The organism is Bacillus sp. FSL H8-0534 (genome assembly GCF_038005885.1).
Classification (GTDB): domain Bacteria; phylum Bacillota; class Bacilli; order Bacillales; family Bacillaceae_G; genus Bacillus_A; species Bacillus_A pseudomycoides.
The window spans coordinates 750,785-772,763 of sequence record NZ_JBBOUC010000001.1; the positions used below are offsets into that span (position 1 = coordinate 750,785).

Sequence of the window (21,979 nt, forward strand, 5' to 3'; positions counted from 1 at the left end):
TCTTCTCTGTTCTATTGATCTTCAGATAAAACTGTTTTTGCAATTCCGTTATCTAATTCCTCAAAATCATGATACGAAATTGTTTCATACAATTCACTTCTCGTTTGCATGTTAGATAACCCTTCTTTTTGTGAGCCTGTTTCTTTAATTAGCATAAACACACGCTCATATGCTTTTGCTGCAACGCGAAGTGATGTAACCGGATAAATCACCATTTGGAAGCCCATATTTGCAAATTCTTCTGCACTATAATATGGAGTTTTCCCAAATTCAGTCATGTTCGCAAGCAACGGAACATTTACTTTACTGTTGAACAAACGGAATTCTTCTTCGGATTGAAGTGCTTCCGGGAAAACAGCATCTGCACCTGCTTTTACATAAGCAATCGCTCTTTCAATTGCTGCATCTAATCCTTCTACACCGCGAGCATCTGTACGTGCTACAACAACAAGTGTTGGTGCTACTTCTTTAATCGCTTTAATCTTCTGTACTAATTCCTCAGTGGAAACAAGTTTTTTTCCATTTAAGTGTCCACATTTTTTCGGTAATTGTTGATCTTCAATTTGGACAGCGGCTACATTTGCTTCCACCATCTCTACAGCCGTTCTTGCTACATTTAACACTCCACCAAATCCTGTATCAATATCGACAAGAAGAGGTAAGTCCGTTGCTCTAACAAGATCTCTTGCTCTGTCAGCTACTTCAGTAGACGTTACAATACCTAAATCTGGCAAACCCTTACTTGCTGTATAAGCAGCTCCCGATAAATAAAGAGCTGAAAACCCAGTGTTTTTTGCAACAAGAGCAGCCATTGCATCATGAGCACCAGGGATTTGTAAAATTTCAGGTGCCTCTACTAAAGCTCGGAATCGATTAGCAAGCTCTTCTTGTGTTGACGGTTTATTCACAACCCAAGCCATTCTTATTCCCCCTATACTTAAATTAAGAAAAGATCTACAAATTCATTTACATTCATATTTTCTAACTTTTCTTCATTCAAACAAGCTTCATGAATTTTTTCTTGCTGTTTATTAGAATAATGAACAGCCATATTTGCAGAAAACTTTTGAACAACCTTTGGAATCGCTTCGTCTCTACGGAAACGGTGACCTAATGGGTATTCACACTCTACGTTTTCTGTTACTGTGCCATCTTTAAAATGAACTTGAACAGCGTTGGCGATTGAGCGCTTGTTCGGATCAAGGTAATCCAAACTATACTGTTTATTTTCTACAACAACCATCTTATTTCGTAATTCATCTACACGAGGGTCAAATGCAACTTCATCCTCATAGTCATCTGCAACGATATCGCCTTTTAATAGACCAATTGCAGTAATGTATTGTAAGCAATGATCGCGGTCAGCTGGGTTATTTAATGGACCTTCTTTATCAATAATACGAACCGCCGATTCATGTGTTGTAATTGTAATACGGTCAATTTCCTCTAATCGCTCTTTCACTTCTGGATGTAATTTCACTGCGCATTCTGCAGCTGTTTGAGCATGGAATTCTGCTGGATATGATACTTTAAACAATACATTTTCCATTACATAAGAATCTAAAGGCCTTGCTAATTTTAGTTCCTGCTTATTAAATAATACATCTTGGAATCCCCATCCTGGTGCAGATAATGCTGTTGGATAACCCATTTCACCTTTTAATGCAGTAAGTGCAAGGTAAACACCACGGCTTGTTGCATCCCCAGCTGCCCATGATTTACGTGAACCTGTATTTGGGGCATGACGATATGTACGAAGACTAGAGTTATCAATCCATGCATGAGACAATGCGTTAAAGATTTCTTCACGCGTGCCACCAAGCATTTTTGTAACAACTGCTGTTGTCGCTACTTTTACATATAATACATGGTCAAGACCAACGCGGTTTAAACTATTTTCTAATGCAAGTACACCTTGGATTTCATGAGCTTTAATCATCATTTCAAGTACATCGCGTACTTTTAATGGTTCTTTTCCTTCTGAAATACGAACGCGGCTCACATAATCTGCAACAGCTAAAATTCCACCTAAATTATCAGACGGGTGTCCCCATTCTGCAGCAAGCCATGTATCGTTATAATCCAGCCAACGAATCATACATCCAATATTAAAAGCACCGCGTACTGGATCAAGTACAAATGATGTTCCTGGTACACGTGTACCATTTGGCACAACTGTTCCTCGTACAACTGGTCCAAGGAGTTTCGTACATTCAGGATATTGCAGCGCTAAAATTCCGCATCCAAGCGTATCAAGTAACACATAGCGTGCTGTGCTAAATGCTTCTGAGCTCGTCACCTCTTTATTTAATACATAATCCGTAATCTCTTCTAAAATTGCATCTTTTTGTTTAATTTCATTTGTTTTAATCATGCTATCCTTCCCTTTCTGTCGAAAATTCGTTATTATTGAGGATGGGTGTCGGTCAAACACCCACCTGGCGGGCGGCCTTAACAACTCCCCAGTTGTTTTTATTTGCTAAGCACATGTCGCTCGCCGATATAATTTACACGTGGGCGGAACAAGCGATTGTTTGTATGCTGTTCAATAACATGCGCACATAAGCCTACTGTTCTAGAACTGAAAAAGATTGGCGTGTACAGTTGAATTGGAATACCTAACATCCAATATACTGGAGCTGCATAATAATCTAGATTCGGATAGATTCCTTTTTCCTTCTCCATAATTTTCTCTCCAGCTTCACACATTTCATATAATGTATAATCACCTTTTACATCACATAACTGTTTTAAAGCTTCTTTCATCATGAGTGCTCTTGGATCTATCTTCTTCATGTAGACGCGATGTCCAAATCCCATGATTTTTTCTTTGTTATATATTTTTTTTTGCAGTAACTCTTCAAATTTCTCAACATTTCCAGCTTCTAACAGCATGTACATAACTGCTTCATTTGCACCGCCATGTAGGCTTCCTTTTAAGGATGCGACTGCTCCTGTTAAAGCACCATATAAGTCTGATTGCGTAGATGCGATAACGCGAGCTGTGAATGTAGAGTTTGGCATTTCATGTTCACTATATAAAACTAAAGAGCGGTCGAAGATTTTCTCTTCAAGCTCAGTCGGTTTTTTACCAGTTAACATATAGAAGAAATTCGCACTATACGATAACTCCTGAAGCGGCCCGATTGGCTCTTCATTGTTTAAAATATGATAACTGTTCGCAACAATATTTGGCACTTTGCTTAACAATTTATAACCACGACTTTTGTTCACTTCTAGCGAACGGTTTTCAATATCGTTATCATAACCAGCTAATGCTGATACACCTGTACGTAACCCATCCATCGGGTGTGTTTCTTTTGGCAATGCTTTTAAAACATTGAATACACCTTCTGGTACTTCATATTCTTCCTTCAATTTCTTTTCAAGTTTTTCCTTTTCATCCTCATTTGGTAGATGTTCTTCTAATAAAAGGTGCACAATGTCTAAATAACCTTTTGTCTTTGATAGTTCAATTAAGTCATATCCTTGAATAACAATTTCACCTTTTACCGTATCGAGAAACGAAATTTTCGTCTCCGCTGCGACTACACCATCTAATCCCGGGGAAAATTTTTCTTCAGCTTTCATTATCATTTCCTCCAATCCTAATAGATCTTCGTGCACATAACTGTAAGCCTTTACAACATTGTGAACTACATTTCTATTTCAATGTATCAGAGTTTTTAGAAGATTTCAATTTATTTTATAATGATAAGTTTCCTATACTTTTCCTGCTGTAATAAAATTGTTTTTTAAGAATAAAGTCTAAATTTTTTATCAAAAAGCCCGTTGTCCCTTCTTTTTCTTTTAAACCGAAATATATTGATTTTCAATAAAATTCCATATAAAGCTTATACAACAAACAATTTACTCCGTATATTTTATTATCTTTTTTCAGCACACAAAAAAGCGAGTTGTACATATACACAACTCGCTCACACTTATTTTATATATCGATATTAATTAAATACAATTTTTATATAAAATATTTTCATTTTTAATAAAATTATTATTTTACATAGTTAAATTCAATTTCGTCCATTTTCTTATGATAGCTTACTACTAAATCACAGTCCCGAAAATACCAAATATCGTCGGAATCGACAAAAAAAATTGAATGCCATCCTGTTCAACAGATGCGGCTATATCTTCTGACACCTCAAAAGCCACTCCTAAAGAATAACTAGGCTGAATGGTGCTATTATCTCCATATAAAAACTCATAAAAGATATTATTTATTACAATCATATTGTATCTTTTTATACAGGAACTTCCTTCCGTAAATAGATGTGTTTTTATAAAAAAAGTCCACCATCTATAGTTGGAGTTAGTCTTTCGACTATTGAACTATTAAATAAGTTTATATTTTTTTTGAATATAATTATTGAAAGCGGCTCTTCATTTTAACTTCATGCCCCCAATACGATTTTTTAATAAAGTTTTCTGTAGAGCTTATATACCTTTTTAGTAAGAATGTCCAAGCTATTCTCTAGAGTCTTCATATTATAAGGTATCAAACAATAGGTGGTGAGAATTATAACGCATATTATTGATTTTCAAGCTATTCAGCCACGTAGTAAAACAAATGCAAGACAACCAATTCCAATTGACCATTCTCCAAAAAGAAATTCAGTTGCTCAGTTACGAGTAAATATTCCACGTAGAGACTCCCGTGACAACACAGTAGAATTAATCGCAACAGTTGGAGTTGAAGGAGTTACAAACATCGCTCAAATCGTATTTCGTATTTTCCGCGATAATACTGAGATTTTCAACACTCAAGTTGGGATCGAATCCACTGATTCAGAACAATTTTATGCTGTAACCTTCCAAGCAATTGACAAAGATCTAAGATCTGGAACTCATATTTACACGCTTACTGTTGAAAATATGACTGCTGGTGCCGAAGCTGCAATAGTAGGTCCGGTTTCTTTTAGCGCGTTAGCTATTGGCAACGACCACGATTGCTGTTAATGAAACTACTACAATATCTAAATGTCTTTCCAACAAGAAAGAACTCATTTCTGTTCTTTCTTGTTCTTTTTTATATACATTCTATACTCTGTAAAAATTCGCGTGCACATTTGCAGCTCGTGCAAGAATATACTGCTATATAATACGATTTAGGGGTGATTCTTTTATGTATTTATTTCCAACAAGAATTGCCGTTGTAGCCCCAGTTGCCTCTCCTTCTGTCCATTCTGTTCCCGTTCATACAGCAACTTCTGATGTTGGCATTGAACTCCCAGCAACTTGGCAGCAATATCAATTATCAGGTGGAGTAACACCTTCATTTTGGCATCACGGCACACCTCCTAGTGGCACTACCTATTATGGTCATCCTCCCCATTCTCCGTATCCACCTCTCCAGATTTTCTATCATTTCCCATCAATTTATTTTCAAAATTTTTATGGGACCTTCAACATTTGAACATATATATATTCTTCCATTTCATATACAGTATTTTTATACATGATAGCATACAAAAAAAACACCTAAGTTACCGATCACTCTCCGGTATCCTAGGTGTTTTCCATACAACTTTATATGATTGAAACTTTAAAAAACATTATATTTATTGACCACCATTTGGAGTTGCCTCTCCTTGACCATTTCCATTGCTCGGTTGTGTTGCATTTTCATGGCCGTTTCCACCGCTTGGTGGAGTTGTATTCCCCTGGCCATTTCCGCTGCCTGGCGGGGTTGTATTCCCTTGGCCATTTCCACTGCCTGGTGGAGTTGTATTTCCTTGGCCGTTTCCACTGCCTGGTGGAGTTGTATTTCCTTGGCCGTTTCCATTGCTCGGCGGAGTTGTATTCCCTTGACCATTTCCATTGCTCGGCGGGGTTGTATTCCCTTGATCATTTCCACCTTGATTATTTGTTGCATTGTCTTCATTTTGCTTATTTTGATCATTATTTTGCTTATTTTCTTCATTTTGTTTTTGCTCTTGTTGTTTTTTATCTCCATCTGTTTGTTGCTGCTGTTCTTGCTGTTTATTTTGACCATCATTTTTCTGCTGTTCACTTGAGTTTGAATTTGACGTGCTCGGATTTGGAGAAGAATCTCGTTTTGCACCTTTCACACGTAATTCATCACCCTCTTGAACAACACTACTTGGCGCCTTAAAGCGTGACGTATTTGTTCCAAATTTACTCATCATTTCTTTAAAAATCTGTTGTGCAATTTTCGTATTTTTGCTGCTTATATAATCTTCAGGACTATCTTTCATATATCCAGTCCAAACTGCCATTGTATACTGCGGTGTGTAACCCGCAAACCAACTATCACGCGATGCACTAGATGGTATACCATATTTCGATATTTGTTCAGATGAATAGTTTGTTGTTCCTGTTTTACCTGCCACATCTAAAGAACTTACATTAGCTGCTGTACCAGTACCAGAACTCACAACAGAACGTAGCATATCTGTGATCATATATGCTGTATAATCTTCCATAACACGTTTCGATTTTGGTTCAAAACTTTGTGATTTCCCATCAGGATAAACCACTTTTTTAACAAAGTGTGGTTTTGTATATTTACCATCATTACCAAATGTAGCATATGCTCCTGCAATTTCAGTTGGCGATACTTCATTTGTACCAATTGCTGTTGACTCAACTGCATCTTTTTTAAATGGAATACCTAAGCTTTCTGCAAAGCTTTGTGCTTTACTTAATCCTACCTCTTTTGCTGTTTTAATTGCTGGTATGTTACGAGACCATTTAAGAGACTCACGCATTGTTATCATACCTTTATACGTTTTATCAGCATTTTGAACCTGTTGTCCTGTCGAATATTTATATGCTGAATCATCGAGTTGATGATAAGTTGGCCATTTTAAATATTCAATTGCTGGACCATAGTCAAAAATTGGCTTCATTGTTGAACCTGCTGAACGATCTAGTTCAATTGCCATATTATGCCCTTTGAATGTCGCTTTATTTTCACCACGTCCACTACCTATAGCGCGAATTTCTCCAGTTTTTGTATCCATAAATGTAAAAGCACCTTGGAATTTATCATTTGGATAACTAATAATATTTTTGTTTAAAAGATCATCAGCATATTTCTGCGCTTCTTGGTCTAAAGTTGTGTAAATAGATAACCCATCAGATCCAACGTTTGCATCTGGTAACTCTTTCTCTACTTCCTTCACAACAGCGTCTATAAATGCTGGATATGGCATTTCTGTAACTTCTTTAGGAGGAAGTAGTCCGTCGGTTACAGGGACCTTCGATGCTTCTTCCATTTGTTTTTTCGAAATATATCCATGTCGATTCATTAAATGTAAGACAACATTTCTACGCTCTGTTGCCCGCTCTACATTTTGCGGTTTTGTTGGATCATAAATACTAGGGCCTTTTGGTAGTCCTGCAAGCATCGCAGCCTGTGGTAAAGTTAAGTCCTTTAATTCTTTTCCATAATAGTTTTCAGCTGCTGTTGCAATACCATATGAGCGGTTCCCTAAATTAATCTTATTTAAATACATTTCTAATATTTCATGTTTTGAATATTGCTGTTCTAACTTATAAGCTAAAAATATTTCTTGTGCCTTACGCTTAGGGGTTTTATCCATAGACAAGAAATAGTTTTTAATAACCTGTTGGGTAATTGTACTTCCGCCTTGTGAGCCATAATTCCCAGTAAGGCTGACTAAAACAGCACGTGCAGTCCCTTTGAAGTCAACACCACTATGATCATAAAAACGTGCATCCTCTGTAGCTAAAAATGCATTTTCTATTAATTTAGGTACTTGATCATACGTAATATTTGTTCGTTTCTCTTTCCCATATTCATATATCAGCTTTTTATCTTTATCATAAATTTTTGCTGATAATGGATTGACAAGCTTTTCCTTTTCAAGTTTCGGAGCATCTTTTATCATAATGAAAAAAGTAGTTACTCCTCCTACGAGCGCCACGATTCCAAGTATTAAACATCCAATTAAAAATTTACGAAAAAACGATGTTTTACCTTTCGTTTTTTCTACATTAGCACTTGGTTGCTTTTTCTTTTGTACTTGTCTTCGCTCTTCTCGAGAGCGATAATTTTCTGACATCTTGCTTTCTCCTGCCTTTCAATTCTCCCGTTGATTTACACGAAAATGAAACCAACATCTTGATTTCACCTCAACAAATAAGCCTATATACTTTGGACAACTTTTTCCCCTCTATCTTTCTAATAATACTTACATGTAACACATATAATATAAGAGGTTGGCTTTCATTTTGCTTTTGGCATAAGTTAATTCGAAAATTTTAAACAGCAAAGTATAAAAAAACATATAACCTCGTATAAATAATATACTTTTTTTTCATTTGGTCAAACTTTTTTATTTGAAAAACTATTACTAGTAAATCAATAGTGAAATAAAAATATCACACCAATATGAATTTCGTGTGAACTCACAATAAACTAAGCGATCACAAAAAACAGTACTATATAAATACAAATTGAAAAACCGACATAAAACCTTTCTTTTTTAGGTAAAAGAGAGCATCCGGCCATGCATAGAAGCGATCAGACCCTCTTCCTCCCCCATAGAAAATGAGTGCAGGCCACCCTTTGTTCTTCATAGCAGCGACTTATATGTCGGAAAATCAAAATGGATATATAATATGCAATGTATAGCATCTAAGTATTATAATTCTATAAATTAGCAGGATTTCCCTTTCTTAACAGCTAAACATATTGAAGAAGGGAGATGAACTAACATGACTTTATATCCAGTAATTTCTAAAAACTTAGTCGCTGTAGGTTATAATCCATCATCTATGATTTTACGAATTGAATTCAGAAATGGCACATATGATTTTTACGATGTACCAGAAAGTATATACACAGGATTACGAAACGCGCAATCCAAAAGCTATTATTATGACACCTATATTAGAAATTCCTATCGTCACACCAAAATTTAATCAGTAAGGTTCCTCATTCTCCTAACTTCTTTTCTTGCACTGACTTTCGAAGTAGTGATATTACTTGTAAATAGCATGATAAATAGGAAGCAATTTATATCATTGTATAAATGATTATCTTATGTAAAACAAAAATGGTATTACATTGTTTATCGAATGTAATACCATTTTTAAAATTTAAATATAGCTTCCAATACTACTTGATCACTACTTGCTCCTCTTTAATCCAGCTGCTTTGTCCAATATCAATAGCACCCTCTTTTCTTGCCCAAACACGATAAGAACTTGAACCATCAATCAAACCTTTAAAATTTATACATTCAGGTTCTGCATAATAATTAATTCCATATCCAACAGGGTAGTTTGAATATGCATGGAACCACTCTACATCAAAGTGCTCTAATTTCACCCACTGTTTCTCGTTTCCTAATTTAATCATATCCTTATCTCCACCACCCCAATATCCTTCAAAAATTAGATACGGAATTTTATTTGTGATATGTCCAGTAAATATAGGCTCTTCAGGATTCTTATATAGATTAATTCCGTAACCTTCAGGGTATTTCGAAATAGCAATTCCAATACCTACTGGTTGTCCTAAATTGTCCTGCACCTGACTTGTACCATCTATAAACCATGAAAGTGACTTATCGCTAACTAAATAATTCAAATCAACTTTTCCTATCCCGTCAATATTTCCTGTTTCAGTATATTGCCATATATCACATGGATATGCTGGTTTATTACCACCATATCGCGGAATCCAAAGGAAATCCGCTCTCACCCCACTTAAACCATACTTATTATACATGTGATGACCTACGTACAATCCAACTTTCCAACCCGCAGCTTTACAAGTATCAATAAACGCTTGGGATGCTTCAGCTAACTGATCAGGACCACAACTTTTTAACGTATCATCTTCAACATCAAGAACAAGAAATTTAGCGTTAGCACTTACTCTTGCCATAAAATCTTTTGCTTCTACAATTGCATCTTTAACAGAAACATAACAACCATAAGCATATGCTGCATGTGAAATACCACGTTGTTCCAGATTCGTTACATAGCTTGTATACCGCTCATCAACTGTTCTCGAACCATACTGCACACGGCATATTGCAAGATCAATCTGAGGTGCTACCACATCCCAATCGATATTACCATTCCACTTAGAAATATCAATAATATGTTTGCCCATTATTCATCTCCTCCTTTTGTAATATCACATTTAAATACTTAGAGAAATACTTCAATCTCCCCTCCAACTTGTCCATATACTTGATCGATTCCGACAATATGAATATAGTAAGAATCGATTAAAATAGGTGTGTGTTTTGCCAGTTCGATTTAATACTTTATCGAACGCTAAAGTGAAACTTTAATCAGTGGGGAGCTTACTACCCGCGAATAGAGGGATAAATTAAATATTCAATCAGGATATAAAATGTTATATAACGCCCTATCATGACTCAGTTATATGCCTTCTATAAAAACAATTTTCATCGTACACTTTTTAAGAAACAATCCTAAAAATCACTTACCACTATACTTATAGTAGTAAGTATCTATACTAAACATTGGTAATATTCAATACAAACATTATCAATTAACTATATGAGTCAACTATGTTACATTAATACCACGGTTACTATTACCGTTAAATCCTTGCTCCCTTCAAGGATTTAACATACTCTCCTAATCCAATATGTATAAAAGAAAAAAAGAATCTGTAACAGATTCTTTTTTCTCATGCTACAACTTAAAAGAGTTTAACAAGAACATATAAAGCATGACTCCCCAGCAAAAAGACCTTTAGATATAAAATTCTGCAAATAACCTATTCTCATTTGTTATACTTAATATAAGGAACGATTGTTACAATTTATATGCTAGCAGAAAACAAAGCAGATGATACAAATTCCTTTTTTCCAAACAAAGATACAATTATAACAAATGATGGTGAACAAAAAGAAGCTCATCCGTTATTAAGTCAGCAAATTGGTGGTGAATTTACTGGCAAAGAAAAATAAGAAGGCAGTGTAGTCTTCCTTCTCGATGGTGATCCCGAAAAAATTAATCATTTAAAATTAGTATTTAAAGCACCACAAAATAAAGACTCTGTAACAATTGGTGAAGAAAAAACAATTGAATTTGATATGTAACACAAAAGCCGACTTTTTTAAATAAAAGTCGGCTTCCTTCAAAAAATAAGACTTTGTAATATGAGCTTTTAGACATACCACTTAATCTTTATTTCTATTATTGATTTTGTCATATGCTCTAATTTGTTTTTCAAGACGCCTATCTGCTTTTTTATCATTCACCACAAGAATCGCATGGATAACTCCTGGTACCCAAACAATCAATGTCAAAAAGAAGTTTATAATTGCTTGAAACGGTTTTTCGCAAAGTAGAACCGCAAGTGGTGGAAAAAGAATTGCTAATAAATATATCATTCTTATCAGCTCTCCTTATCATTTACTTGTTAATTTATCCCGCATCGACGGACAGTAACACTCCCACTTCAAAATTCAGCTAAAGCAAAGAGGTTATGTATGAACTATCCGTAAAGCCCCATTGATGCGGGCTAATAATCAAATGATAAAAAGCATCCTATTGGACCATCGCCATCAAGTTAAGAAAAGCAAATACCCCAAAACGAAGAAAATGAGTTGAATTCTCATAAATAACTGTAAAATAATAAAATTTTCGTTTTGGGGACACTTCAAAATATTAGCTTGATGGGTATGTATAGTGATCCCTATTATGTATTATGAAACATTACAATTTACTATCACGGGTACGTCGAGAGAAAAAGAAGTATAGCAATGGTGCTGAATTTGTGGTAGTACCACATCTCTTAGAACGACAATTTAAAGTATCAGCTCCCAATGAAAATGGTTTACTGATGTGACATACTTGACATTTGGAGAACGCATCTTGTATCTTTCCACCATCATGGATGCCTTTTAATCGTGAAATTATTAGTTGGGTGATAAGCTTTCAGATTTTAGTTAAAAAGAACTTCATTATTTTTGCAATAGAGTCTTATTGTAACCAGTCTTAGGAAGGGTGATTTGAAATCTCGTTTTCCCTTCGTCTGTATGTAAATAAATTTGGCCTCCGTGTTTCTCCACAATATGTTTTGAAATGGTTAAACCAAGACCTGTTCCCCCGTCGCTTTTTCTTGATTGATCTCCCCTAAAAAATGCTTCAAATACTTTTTCTTTTACCGCATAAGGAATGCCGATGCCATCATCGATGATATTGATATGTATCTTTTGAGTATCTTCAATTAGTGAAATAAGAATGTTTGTTCCTTCTGGGTTGTATTTTAGGGCGTTGGACAGTACGTTAGAAACGGCACGATATAACAATGTATAGTTAAACAAAACGTATATTTTCTGAAAAGGGATTTCAAATTGAAAGTTAAATTGTTTTTCTTCAAACAGGCTATAATATTCTGCAGCTATTTCACGAATAAATTCACAAATATCCAATGTGTCAGTTGGAAATGGATAGTCAGGGCTTTCAAGTTTAGACAACTCAAAGACATCCTCAATTAATTCTGTAACGAGTCGTGCTTTTGTATGTATGGTATGTAAAGCTTGCTGTTTCCTCGCTTCCTCCTTAATAAGACCCAATTGTAGTGCTTCAACATAGCTCTGAATAGTTGTAATAGGAGTTTTTAAATCGTGAGAGATATGGACAAGCATGCGCTGCTTGCTTTTTTCTAATTGTTTTTTCTCAATTTCTGTTTTTTCTAGTTTTTCAGCCATTAGGTTAAAGTCATTCTGTATTTGCATTAATTCATAGTTGGATTTAAAACGAAGCCTTTTGTAGTAATAGCCATTTGTGATGTTTCTAATTCCATCAGCAATTGAACGTAAAGGATTTGTTATTTTCATAGCCATCCAGCGGCTATATATATATACATTAAGCCCGAATAAAAGGAGAAAAAGGACAAAGGTTTGAAGTAGCAATTTTGTAAAAGCTGTAATATGGTCTTTCGCTGCACTTGTTATCAAGAACTCTTTCTTTACATATGTTTTTGGAATCTTAACGAGACAATAAGCTGTTTTCCCGTCTTTCGTTTTAAATGGTGCTAGAGAAGAGTAGTACGGATTCTCCTCTTGGTCGTAAAAAAGGGTGTTTAATTCTTTTTCCGTATAGGCGGACGATTTATCTTGTTTTTTTCCTTTAACATAAATAACTTGCAGATTTTCATCGAGAATTTCTACCCAACCATCAAATGACTCAATTGCCTCAGAGGGGATGTCTGCATAGTTCTGTCGTACGATTTCAGTCGCTTTTAAATTAGACAACATAGTATTATCGAACTTCTGTATCATTTGAAAATTTAAAATGACCAGCAAGATAACGACAGTAATTCCAACGGTCAACGAGAAGAAAACATAAGTTTTAATTAAGGTGTTAAATATCTTATTTTTATCGCTCATTCAATTCTTCCTTTTTAGCAAATCGATAACCTAAGCCTCGTATAGTTTTTAAATAAACTGGATTTCTCGGATGATCTTCAATTTTTTCTCTCAATCTACTGATTTGAACCATAATAGTATTGTCATCCGAATAATAATGATCGGACCACACGTTCTCAAAGATTTGTTTTTTCGTAAAAATACGACCTGGCTCCCCCATAAATAACTTCAATAATTTATACTCAAGGGCGCTAAGTTTAATTTCGTGTCCCCGCTTGTCAAGAATACAAGAGTGGTGATCCAACACTAGGTCATCAATACATGTTTGAGAACCCTCTTGATTAAGTGAGTCAGTATTAAAATCATATGTTCTTCGAAGTTGAGCTTGGATTCGCGCTAATACCTCCAACAAGCTGAATGGTTTCGATATAAAATCATCTGCTCCTAGCCCTAGTCCCATAATTTTATCCATTTCTTGATTTTTGGCAGAAAGAATAATAATAGGCATTTTATATTCTTTCCGAACTATTTTAATCAATTCGTACCCATTAATATTCGGCATCATAATGTCAATAATAGCTAGATCAATTTTAAATTTCTGTATAAAATTTAAAGCTGATTTACCATCACGCGCTTCCAGTATCGAAAAGCCTTCCATTTCCAAAAAAAGTCTTAGTATCTCTATGATTTCAGGCTCATCATCAACGATTAAAATAGTTCTCACCATCTTCTCCCCCGTTTCTACTAGTTAAAATCTTGCTTAAAACTAACATTTCCCTTTTGTAAGATTATTGTAAGATAAATGACAGTTAAGGGAAAGATTAACATTGTAAGGTGGAGTTATCTTAAACGAAAGGCAACTGAAAAAACTTATAAAGAAATTCAAACTAAAAAAGCTAACTACCGAATAAATCTAGAAAACTTGAACATCATGATACTTGTATGTTAAGTGGCTTCCAGTTATGCATTTGATTAAAAAAGTAGGTGAACCAGCACGTGTAAAATCTGCTCAGTGCAAAAAGAATTTACCCCTAAGATGTTTAGATTCGTATCATAATCAAATCCTCGAATGTGAAAAATGAATGTTTCTATGTTTCTAGTGTACTAGAGTGGATGTTTTAAATAGTTAAAGGAGTGATAGATATGTCATTATCAGTAACCTATGAACAGTATGAGAAAGCAGAGCGTCTGCTTTCTTGGAACACTGTAAAAGATGTATGTAACGGTAAGGTTTTTCCTAATTGGTTAGATAAAGGAAGCCGTTTTTGGTATCAAAGAGATATACAAAAAGAAAGTGAATGCGGCAAACAATTTGTATTAGTTAATCCACGATTAAACACTAAAGAATCCGCTTTTGATCATGCTAGGCTTGCAGAGTCTCTCTCAAATGTAATTAACCGTCAGGTCGACCCAGATAACCTTCCCTTCAATTCCTTTACTTATATCAATGAAGAGAAGGCAATTCAATTTGAAGTAGATGAATCCACGTGGATTTACGATTTAGCTAAATACCAGTGCAAACAAATCAGGACTAAAAAAGTACCTGCGCATGAACTTCGATCCCCTGACGGGCGCTGGTCTGCGTTTATCAAAGGATATAATTTATTTGTACGTTTTTTAGAAACAGGGAAAATCATCCAACTAACTCATGATGGTACGCGATACTATGATTATGGTATTCAACCGGAATCAGAAATTTCCGCTGTCGTTAAACGATTATATAATCCTAAAATTCCACCAGCAGCACTCTGGTCACCGGATTCCAAACAAATCTTGACGCACCGGCTTGATCAACGCAAGGTACGAAAAATGTCTCTTCTACAGTCAGTTCCTCCTGAAGAAGCAAAGCCGCCTGTCATCCGTTCGTATCGTTATCCACTAGTCGGAGATAAACACCTTCCATTAGCCCAATTTGTAATTTGCGATATTGAACAGCAATTGATGATTCAATTGGATACAGAACCTATGATTACGGGATTAGTATCACCGCTCAGTCCTAGTTGTCAAACAGCTTTTTGGACAAACGACAGCGACTTTGTTTATTTCACAAAAATGTCTCGTGACTATCGATCTATGCAATTTGTTGTCGCTAATGCAAAAACTGGTGAAATTCAAACTTTGTTAGAGGAGAAAAGTGAGACTTTCCTATTTACAGATCTCTACAACATCAAAAGTGGAAAAGGTATAAATGTCCAATGGTTATGCCATGATAACACTTTTATTTGGCATTCCGAGCGTGACGGATGGTCACACCTTTATCTTTATGATAGTCGTACAGGAAGACTTAAAAACAGAATTACCTCTGGATCCTGGACAGTCCGTCGATTAATTGGTGTTGATGAACAAAAAAGTTGGGTGTATTTTACTGCTAGCGGCCGAGAGCCGGGACGGGATCCTTATTTTCAGCATCTTTATCGAGTTCGGCTAGATGGATCAGACTTAGTGCTCCTTACACCTGAGGATGCTGAGCATGACGTGTTTATTTCTCCTGATTATTGTTTTTTTGTAGATACTTTTTCACGTGTAGATATACCACCTAAATCTGTATTGCGTTCAACCGATGGAAAATTAGTTTGTGAACTGGAACAAGCTGATATTGAACTTCTCTTATCAAATGGATATCAAATACCAGAACGTTTTACTGTCAAGGCTGCCGATGGGATGACTGATTTGTACGGAGTACTGATTCCTCCTGCAAGCACAAACACAGAGTGTAAGTATCCCATCTTGGATTATATCTACGGTGGTCCTCAACTACTCCACACGCCAAAAGAATTCATTTGGGGAGGGGAGTATTCAGTAGAACAACCGATTGATCTAGTCGGCGGTGCCCAATCTTTTGCACAGCTTGGCTTCGCCGTTATTCTAATGGATGGAAGAGGCACACCTTACAGGTCAAAGGGCTTTCATGATTTTTCTGATGGGAAGCTGGAATGGTCTGCAGGAATTGAAGATCATGTAGTAGCTATTAAGCAACTTGCGGAACAGTATCCTTTTTTAGATTCAGAAAAAGTAGGTATTTACGGCGAATCTGGAGGTGGATATGCAGCCGCTCGAGCTATACTGACTTATCCGGATGTGTATAAGGTAGCAGTATCTGGGTGCGGGAACCATGATCAACGCTTATACTTAGCAGCTTGGGGAGAACGATTTCAAGGACTTTTCAATTCAGAACTATACCGTGAACAAGATAATACTAGATTGGTTAAGAACCTAAATGGAAAGTTACTTTTGGTAACAGGAGACCTGGATGATAATGTCCATCCTGCTTTAACCATGCGAATGGTAAATGCTTTGATTAAAGAAAACAAAGACTTTGACCTACTGATTCTCCCTAATCGGCAGCATGGGATTTCTGTAGATGTTTACTTTATACGTCGACGATGGGACTATTTTATACGAAATTTACTGGGAGTAGAACCACCAAAAGAGTATGCGATTAAAGATCCTATGTTTCCAGGATGATGAAGATACTCAGTCCTGGCTTAAAAGATGGAAATGCTAAGCTAAAAGATAAAGTAGCTCCATGGGCTGAACAAGCGGTCAAAACGGTAGTTGCTTTAGAGTTATATGGTCCCGAAGTGACGAAATATCGAGATGGCGCGGTAAGATATTATGCGAAAAGAAATATGCCCCACCAGGAAGCAGCGGCTATGATTACCAGAGCTTTTCACAAAAACTTTGGCAACTAAACCATATATAACTGAATAACTAATCCAGCATAAAATTGAAGTTTGGATACCCCTAGGCTACTGCTATTATTGGCCCAGCAAAATAAAAAAGGTCAACCAGAAAATCCGGTTGACCTTATAATTTAATCACACCCGTTAGCTCAGTACGTTTACTTGCCTCATTATTTTTTTCATATGTGTAACTGTTGCATATCCCCTTCTAATTTTTACTTTCACCTTTAAGGATAAAAGACTTTTATAATTCCATGTATTATAATAACAATTTGTGAATTTCTTCAATATTTAGACCAGTGAATTTTGCAATGTCTTCTAACGGCATATCATTCTTATGCATACCACGAATTAATTGTATTTTTCTTTGTTCACTCCCTTTTTCTAAGCCCTTTTCTAGCCCCTCTTCTAAACCTTCTTCACAAGCATGCGCTATTTTAGCTTGTTCATCTAGAAGTACTTTCTCACGAACTTCATACGCTGTTCGGAATGTAGAGTCATGGCTTATATTCTCCCATTTATTCATTGCCTTCTTTAAAATCGGATCTTGATTCATCGTAATCTCCTCCAATGTTTGAGTTAAATGTTCGTCTTCATGTGCTGGCAGTAATAACATCCAACGAACAAACGCATTTTCCCACGGATTCACTTTTTTTACGTTATTTTTTACAAGTTTTGGTATCTCTGAAAAATGTATTTCAATGTCATCACTTAAGATTTGTTGCGTTTTTGTATTCCATAATTGTCCGATAGTTTGAAATGCTTCATCGTGAGAAAACAAAATAAAATCTAATAAATCAATCATTTCTAAGTTTCCTTCTCTCCTATATCTAACCTCTTCACATCAGAACGTAACACCACCGTACCTACTTCAAAATTTGTTAAGGACTGTTAGATTTCTCCTATTTCTGAAATTTATTTTATTAATTTAATATGGTACGTGAAATTATCTATGATAATTGTATTTTTTTGATGGGAGAATGAGATTTTACTATTTTGCTAATGAAGAAATCTGAAAAAATAAAAAAGACACCTATAATGTGCCTTTTTCTGACTTGATAACCACTTTAATTTTAATAATATAAGTGCTGGACTCCCATCCAATTACCATTTTACCATATCTATCTATATTGTGTGTTGAGAAAATGAATTCAGCACATTACTTTGTTAAGGGAAATTACGTTTTACTCTCTTTTTTCTTTATGCACTTTTTCAGGTTCTGGTGCAGATATATGAAGAAGAACATGGATGGTAGTAGGTTCTCGTATTTTATGCTATAAGTCCAAACACTTGAGGAATAAACTCTTTCTGATTTTGAACAGACTTGTCCTGTAAAATAATTTTCTCTTTTTTATCATATGCATCGCTTCTATTCCAGAAAGAATAGCCTTGGTAGTACGAAAAGATTTCAATCCAACCATATTAGACATAAAGCTTTGAAAATTAAAAGAGTGTGTCGTTAATACCAATACTGGTATAATCCAAATCAATAGTATGGAACCTACACCAAAATAGATAGATCTTTTCTTCCATTTAATATGCTTAAACCATAAGGAAGCCCCAAAAACTAAAAGCGAAATTAATATAACGATAGAGAGTAAAACAAAAATATAATCGAAAATTGAAGGTACACTTGCATGAACTGTACCATCAATATAATCCCCGGTTCCCTTAAATAAAGATACGAACCAATCTATAAGCCAGGAAATATCAAATGGTAGATCTTCGCTTTTCGTTTTAGAAGAAGCAGTGGAATACAACACCTCCAAATCATTCATCCCCTTTCTGAAAAATACAATATCGATAGTATAAGGATATATATTTTTCTTCTATAAACTAAGAAAACAGGAAAAATATATTTGAATAAGTAATTAATTTTTTAAAATCTGTCTCTAAAACAAAAAAGAGCTGTAAATTTACCATTACAGCTCCTATTTCTAAAAATTCATAAGGTTGTCTATTTCATTTTATTTCAGCTAATTCTTTTGCTAAATATCGATAAGCAATGTCAAAATACTCTTGTTTCCCCCAACTTTCTGCATTCCCAATCACTACGAATACCTCTTTTGCTCTACTTGCTGCAACATTGAGTAAATTTGGCGTACTAGAAGCCCATTTTAGTGGACCTTGTTTTTGATTATCTACTCCTAATACAAAAATAACCATCGGTGCCTCTTTCCCTTGAAAAGTGTGCACAGTCCCAATTTCAATATTTTCATACTCTTTCCCAGGTAGTTTTTGTTGTTTTAGTTGCTTTAATTTTTGAACAACACTTACAAAAGGTGAAATAATATAGCAAGATTTATCTGGGTTATCTTGCGAGAATTTTTTTGCAATCTCAATTGCTTTTTCACCTTGTTCGGGAATAAAGTGATTTCCTGACCCATATGTTTTCCCACCTATATCTAACCATTGGCTAACATATTGAGGCTTACTTTCTTTACTTTTAGTATCCGTTAATCCGTAGAACATTTTACCTTGATACGTTGTTTCATTACATATTGAAAACATTGGATTTTCACATCTTCTATGAACACGCAGAGGTGACCCTAACCATGTTTTATTCTGATTCGAGTCAATCATCTCGCCTCCATATCTATTATTAAGATCAGCAAACTCTTGAACACTGACTTCATTTCTAGTTAAACGATAATAGAAATTATATTGCTCATTTATTCCAGCACTGTCATTTGCAATTAGTTTAAGTTGGTCATCACTTAATGTAACAACAGGAGGAATTTGCAAGGGATCTCCTACAACAACAACATTCCTAGAGCGCCAAATCGCACCTATTGCAGATTGGGGAGTAGCTTGGCCTGCTTCATCGATAAACAACCAACCTATATCCTCCGTCTTTAAATCTTTTAAAAACCTTGCAATGGAAGCAAATGTTGATGAGATAATTGGAGTGAGTAAAAATACAGTATCAAACATAGCTTGAATGAAATTGTCTCTTTGGGCTTCGTTAATTTGAGAATCAAGATTTCCTTTTTCTTTACCGCCTAAAAAATAGGTTTTTGCTAAAGATAAGTTCTTTTCAATCCTGCCTTGATTTGCAATTAAAAAAGCATTATATTCACTCATTAACTTTGCAAAAAGTTTACTCCGCTCGCAATTCATCCGCTCATTTTTGTTTTCACCGTCGATATTCACAAATTGTTCCTCTGATGTTTGCCATTTCTTTTCATTAACATTATGAAAGACATCATTCTCTTTTACCGTAGCTATCTTTTTCAGCACATTTTGTTCTAATTGTTTAAATGAATATACGTTTTCATGCTCTAAATCACCAACACGCTGTAAATCCTCTGTAATTGTAGTGAAGTATTCCTTTATATTTGCAGTTTTTCCCATTGCCGCAGAAATTTTCCCCCAGCATTTTTTCTCTTTGTCGAATCCCAAGAATTGATAACCGTTTTTCAGTAAATCTTTATCTTTTGGTAAATCCACGCTTATATTTTCAACTGCAGAATTATTATTAGATGTTACTAAAATACGATACTCCTTAAGTTTAGGGTGAAAGGAATAATAATAATCTTCTTGTCCCTCCGCAAATTGCACTTTTGAGAATACATCTGTGGCCTCTTTTAGAAACTTTACTTTTTCAAATAAAATATTCGCAAATACGTCTTTTAACAACGTCGTTTTACCTGTTCCCGGTGGCCCATTAACAGAAAAAATAAAGCCATTATCTTCTTTTGATTTTGCAATAATAAGATTTAAAGCAACCTGCTGCATGAGTCCTAATGGAAATTCCGAGGGCCATCTCGTAATTGGTATTTTTCGTAATATGCTCTTCATTTCACTTATACTTTCATTCTTAAATAAATCCACCCTCTCACCTGAGTTTTTTAATGCTTCCCAGTTACTTAAAGATAAATAGGTTTCTAAAGCTTTACCAACAGAGCTATCTTTAATTTCATATTTTACTTTTTCTAAATCATTTATATAAAAACTGTTTACGCCTACATGTTCTTTATATGTTAGACGGACATATTTTTCATATTCTTTTTCACTGCAAAACCGAAATACACCATCTTTATCGAAATGTCTCTTTGAAATATATGATTGCAATATACTTTGAATATTCCGTGTCAGCTCTTCCCAATTTTTAAATCTGATATGTATATAATTGATATCTTTTTCTAAAGAATCTTGTTCTTTCAACCCACTAAATTCAAGCGTTTTGTCTTTTTTTCCATAATTATCACTTTCAATTACAGATGATATCGTATTGATTAAATCTGATTCTAGCTCCTTTAGACTCTTCCCTGTACGTAGAAAGTACTTCACAATCGGACTAACCACCACACTAGATTCGAGCGAGGTATCAGGGATTAGCTTAAGCATCTGATTTAGTTGAATATGGATCAAAAAACTATTCGGGTCCTTTTGGAAATCAGTAAAACTCGCTTTTTGCTTAGATTCATTCGAGAAATACCTTAATACTTCATTTTTTGCTACTGGTAAATAAAATAATGACGCATTATTATCTGCAAGATATTTTCCTTTTGCGCTATTTCCTTTTTTTGAAGGAATATTTGCATATCCTGATGTGGAGTTCCATTAGGATTGATAAAATCTGGTATATGAATATTAGGTTCTTTGTGAAAAAAACTTTTAAATGAATGCATAGTTATAGACTCTTTATCGCAATTCATGAAATTGAAATGCTCTAATTCAATAAAATAGTTAAGTGTTTTTGTTGCCGTCTCTTTATAATTCGTTTTTTCTTTATCTGTATCTTTCCTTTTGTTTTGAAAAAAGAATGGAAATATTTTCTTTAACCCTTTCATTATTAGCCTCCTAGTAGCAGAATTTACCTAAATTATACAAAATTATACTTAGATTATTTAACACAATTCTTTTTCTTTCAATTATTTGTATGGATATTCATAATTGATTTTTTATATAAAATATATC

14 protein-coding genes and 5 pseudogenes are annotated in these 21,979 nt (G+C 34.9%); 7 read left to right on the forward strand and 12 right to left on the reverse strand.

Translation table 11 applies throughout. The annotated features are described in order from the left end of the window. Positions 1-11 precede the first annotated feature (11 nt). The 4 genes and pseudogenes from prpB to MHH71_RS03970 all read right to left on the reverse strand — a co-directional run. Positions 12-920, reverse strand: coding sequence for a methylisocitrate lyase (gene prpB / locus MHH71_RS03955; RefSeq protein WP_006094816.1), 909 nt, complete (start codon positions 918-920; stop codon positions 12-14). A 17-nt stretch (positions 921-937) separates the two neighbouring features. Continuing rightward, positions 938-2,374: a 2-methylcitrate dehydratase gene (gene prpD, locus MHH71_RS03960; RefSeq protein WP_006094815.1), complete on the reverse strand. Its 1,437-nt coding sequence runs from the start codon at positions 2,372-2,374 to the stop codon at positions 938-940. Positions 2,375-2,472: 98 nt separating this feature from the next. Next, positions 2,473-3,591 (reverse strand): citrate synthase, encoded by a 1,119-nt coding sequence (mmgD, locus tag MHH71_RS03965; RefSeq protein WP_033798863.1) that lies wholly within the window; start codon positions 3,589-3,591, stop codon positions 2,473-2,475. A 421-nt stretch (positions 3,592-4,012) separates the two neighbouring features. Continuing rightward, positions 4,013-4,215: pseudogene (locus tag MHH71_RS03970) on the reverse strand (HesB/YadR/YfhF family protein); the annotation flags it as partial. A gap of 324 nt (positions 4,216-4,539) precedes the next feature. Between MHH71_RS03970 and MHH71_RS03975 the strand changes: the two are divergent. After that, entirely contained in the window at positions 4,540-4,977 is a 438-nt protein-coding gene (locus MHH71_RS03975; protein WP_026008695.1) for a hypothetical protein, read from the forward strand. A gap of 166 nt (positions 4,978-5,143) precedes the next feature. Beyond that, the gene (locus MHH71_RS03980; RefSeq protein ID WP_006094811.1) at positions 5,144-5,434 is read left to right on the forward strand and encodes a hypothetical protein; all 291 of its coding nucleotides are present in this window, start codon (positions 5,144-5,146) and stop codon (positions 5,432-5,434) included. Between the two features lie 145 nt (positions 5,435-5,579). Here MHH71_RS03980 and MHH71_RS03985 read toward each other — a convergent pair whose 3' ends face one another. Beyond that, a complete protein-coding gene (locus MHH71_RS03985) occupies positions 5,580-8,069 on the reverse strand; it encodes a PBP1A family penicillin-binding protein (protein WP_006094810.1) in 2,490 nt (829 codons plus the stop codon). A 655-nt stretch (positions 8,070-8,724) separates the two neighbouring features. On the opposite strand from MHH71_RS03985, the gene MHH71_RS03990 reads away from it, so the two are divergent. Further along, positions 8,725-8,931 (forward strand): KTSC domain-containing protein, encoded by a 207-nt coding sequence (locus MHH71_RS03990; protein WP_018767192.1) that lies wholly within the window; start codon positions 8,725-8,727, stop codon positions 8,929-8,931. A 196-nt stretch (positions 8,932-9,127) separates the two neighbouring features. Here the strand turns inward: MHH71_RS03990 and MHH71_RS03995 are convergent, their stop codons facing one another. Next, a complete protein-coding gene (locus MHH71_RS03995) occupies positions 9,128-10,132 on the reverse strand; it encodes a GH25 family lysozyme (RefSeq protein WP_006094807.1) in 1,005 nt (334 codons plus the stop codon). Positions 10,133-10,820: 688 nt separating this feature from the next. Between MHH71_RS03995 and MHH71_RS04000 the strand changes: the two genes are divergently transcribed. Further along, complete coding sequence (locus MHH71_RS04000) at positions 10,821-10,964, forward strand: hypothetical protein (protein WP_006094806.1); 144 nt, start codon at positions 10,821-10,823, stop codon at positions 10,962-10,964. A 213-nt stretch (positions 10,965-11,177) separates the two neighbouring features. Here the strand turns inward: MHH71_RS04000 and MHH71_RS04005 are convergent, their stop codons facing one another. Beyond that, positions 11,178-11,390: a YqaE/Pmp3 family membrane protein gene (locus MHH71_RS04005; protein ID WP_006094804.1), complete on the reverse strand. Its 213-nt coding sequence runs from the start codon at positions 11,388-11,390 to the stop codon at positions 11,178-11,180. 335 nt (positions 11,391-11,725) lie between these two features. On the opposite strand from MHH71_RS04005, the pseudogene MHH71_RS04010 reads away from it, so the two are divergent. Then, positions 11,726-11,935, forward strand: a pseudogene (locus MHH71_RS04010) (IS3-like element ISBt2 family transposase); the annotation flags it as partial. A 28-nt stretch (positions 11,936-11,963) separates the two neighbouring features. Here the strand turns inward: MHH71_RS04010 and MHH71_RS04015 are convergent. Then, the gene (locus MHH71_RS04015) at positions 11,964-13,394 is read right to left on the reverse strand and encodes a sensor histidine kinase (RefSeq protein ID WP_033798862.1); all 1,431 of its coding nucleotides are present in this window, start codon (positions 13,392-13,394) and stop codon (positions 11,964-11,966) included. After that, a complete protein-coding gene (locus MHH71_RS04020) occupies positions 13,384-14,100 on the reverse strand; it encodes a response regulator transcription factor (protein ID WP_006094802.1) in 717 nt (238 codons plus the stop codon). The genes MHH71_RS04015 and MHH71_RS04020 overlap by 11 nt, the downstream gene beginning before the upstream one ends. A gap of 416 nt (positions 14,101-14,516) precedes the next feature. On the opposite strand from MHH71_RS04020, the gene MHH71_RS04025 reads away from it, so the two are divergent. After that, on the forward strand, positions 14,517-16,838 hold the full coding sequence (locus MHH71_RS04025; RefSeq protein ID WP_006094801.1) for a S9 family peptidase: 2,322 nt from the start codon (positions 14,517-14,519) through the stop codon (positions 16,836-16,838). Further along, positions 16,838-17,065: a hypothetical protein gene (locus MHH71_RS04030; protein WP_006094800.1), complete on the forward strand. Its 228-nt coding sequence runs from the start codon at positions 16,838-16,840 to the stop codon at positions 17,063-17,065. Before MHH71_RS04025 ends, MHH71_RS04030 begins: the two co-directional genes overlap by 1 nt. A gap of 250 nt (positions 17,066-17,315) precedes the next feature. Here the strand turns inward: MHH71_RS04030 and MHH71_RS04035 are convergent. The 3 pseudogenes from MHH71_RS04035 to MHH71_RS04045 all read right to left on the reverse strand — a co-directional run. Continuing rightward, a pseudogene (locus tag MHH71_RS04035) lies at positions 17,316-17,858 on the reverse strand (Rpn family recombination-promoting nuclease/putative transposase); the annotation flags it as partial. A gap of 467 nt (positions 17,859-18,325) precedes the next feature. Continuing rightward, positions 18,326-18,825 (reverse strand): annotated as a pseudogene (locus tag MHH71_RS04040) (hypothetical protein). Positions 18,826-19,018: 193 nt separating this feature from the next. Beyond that, positions 19,019-21,852 (reverse strand): annotated as a pseudogene (locus tag MHH71_RS04045) (DEAD/DEAH box helicase). Positions 21,853-21,979: the final 127 nt, after the last annotated feature.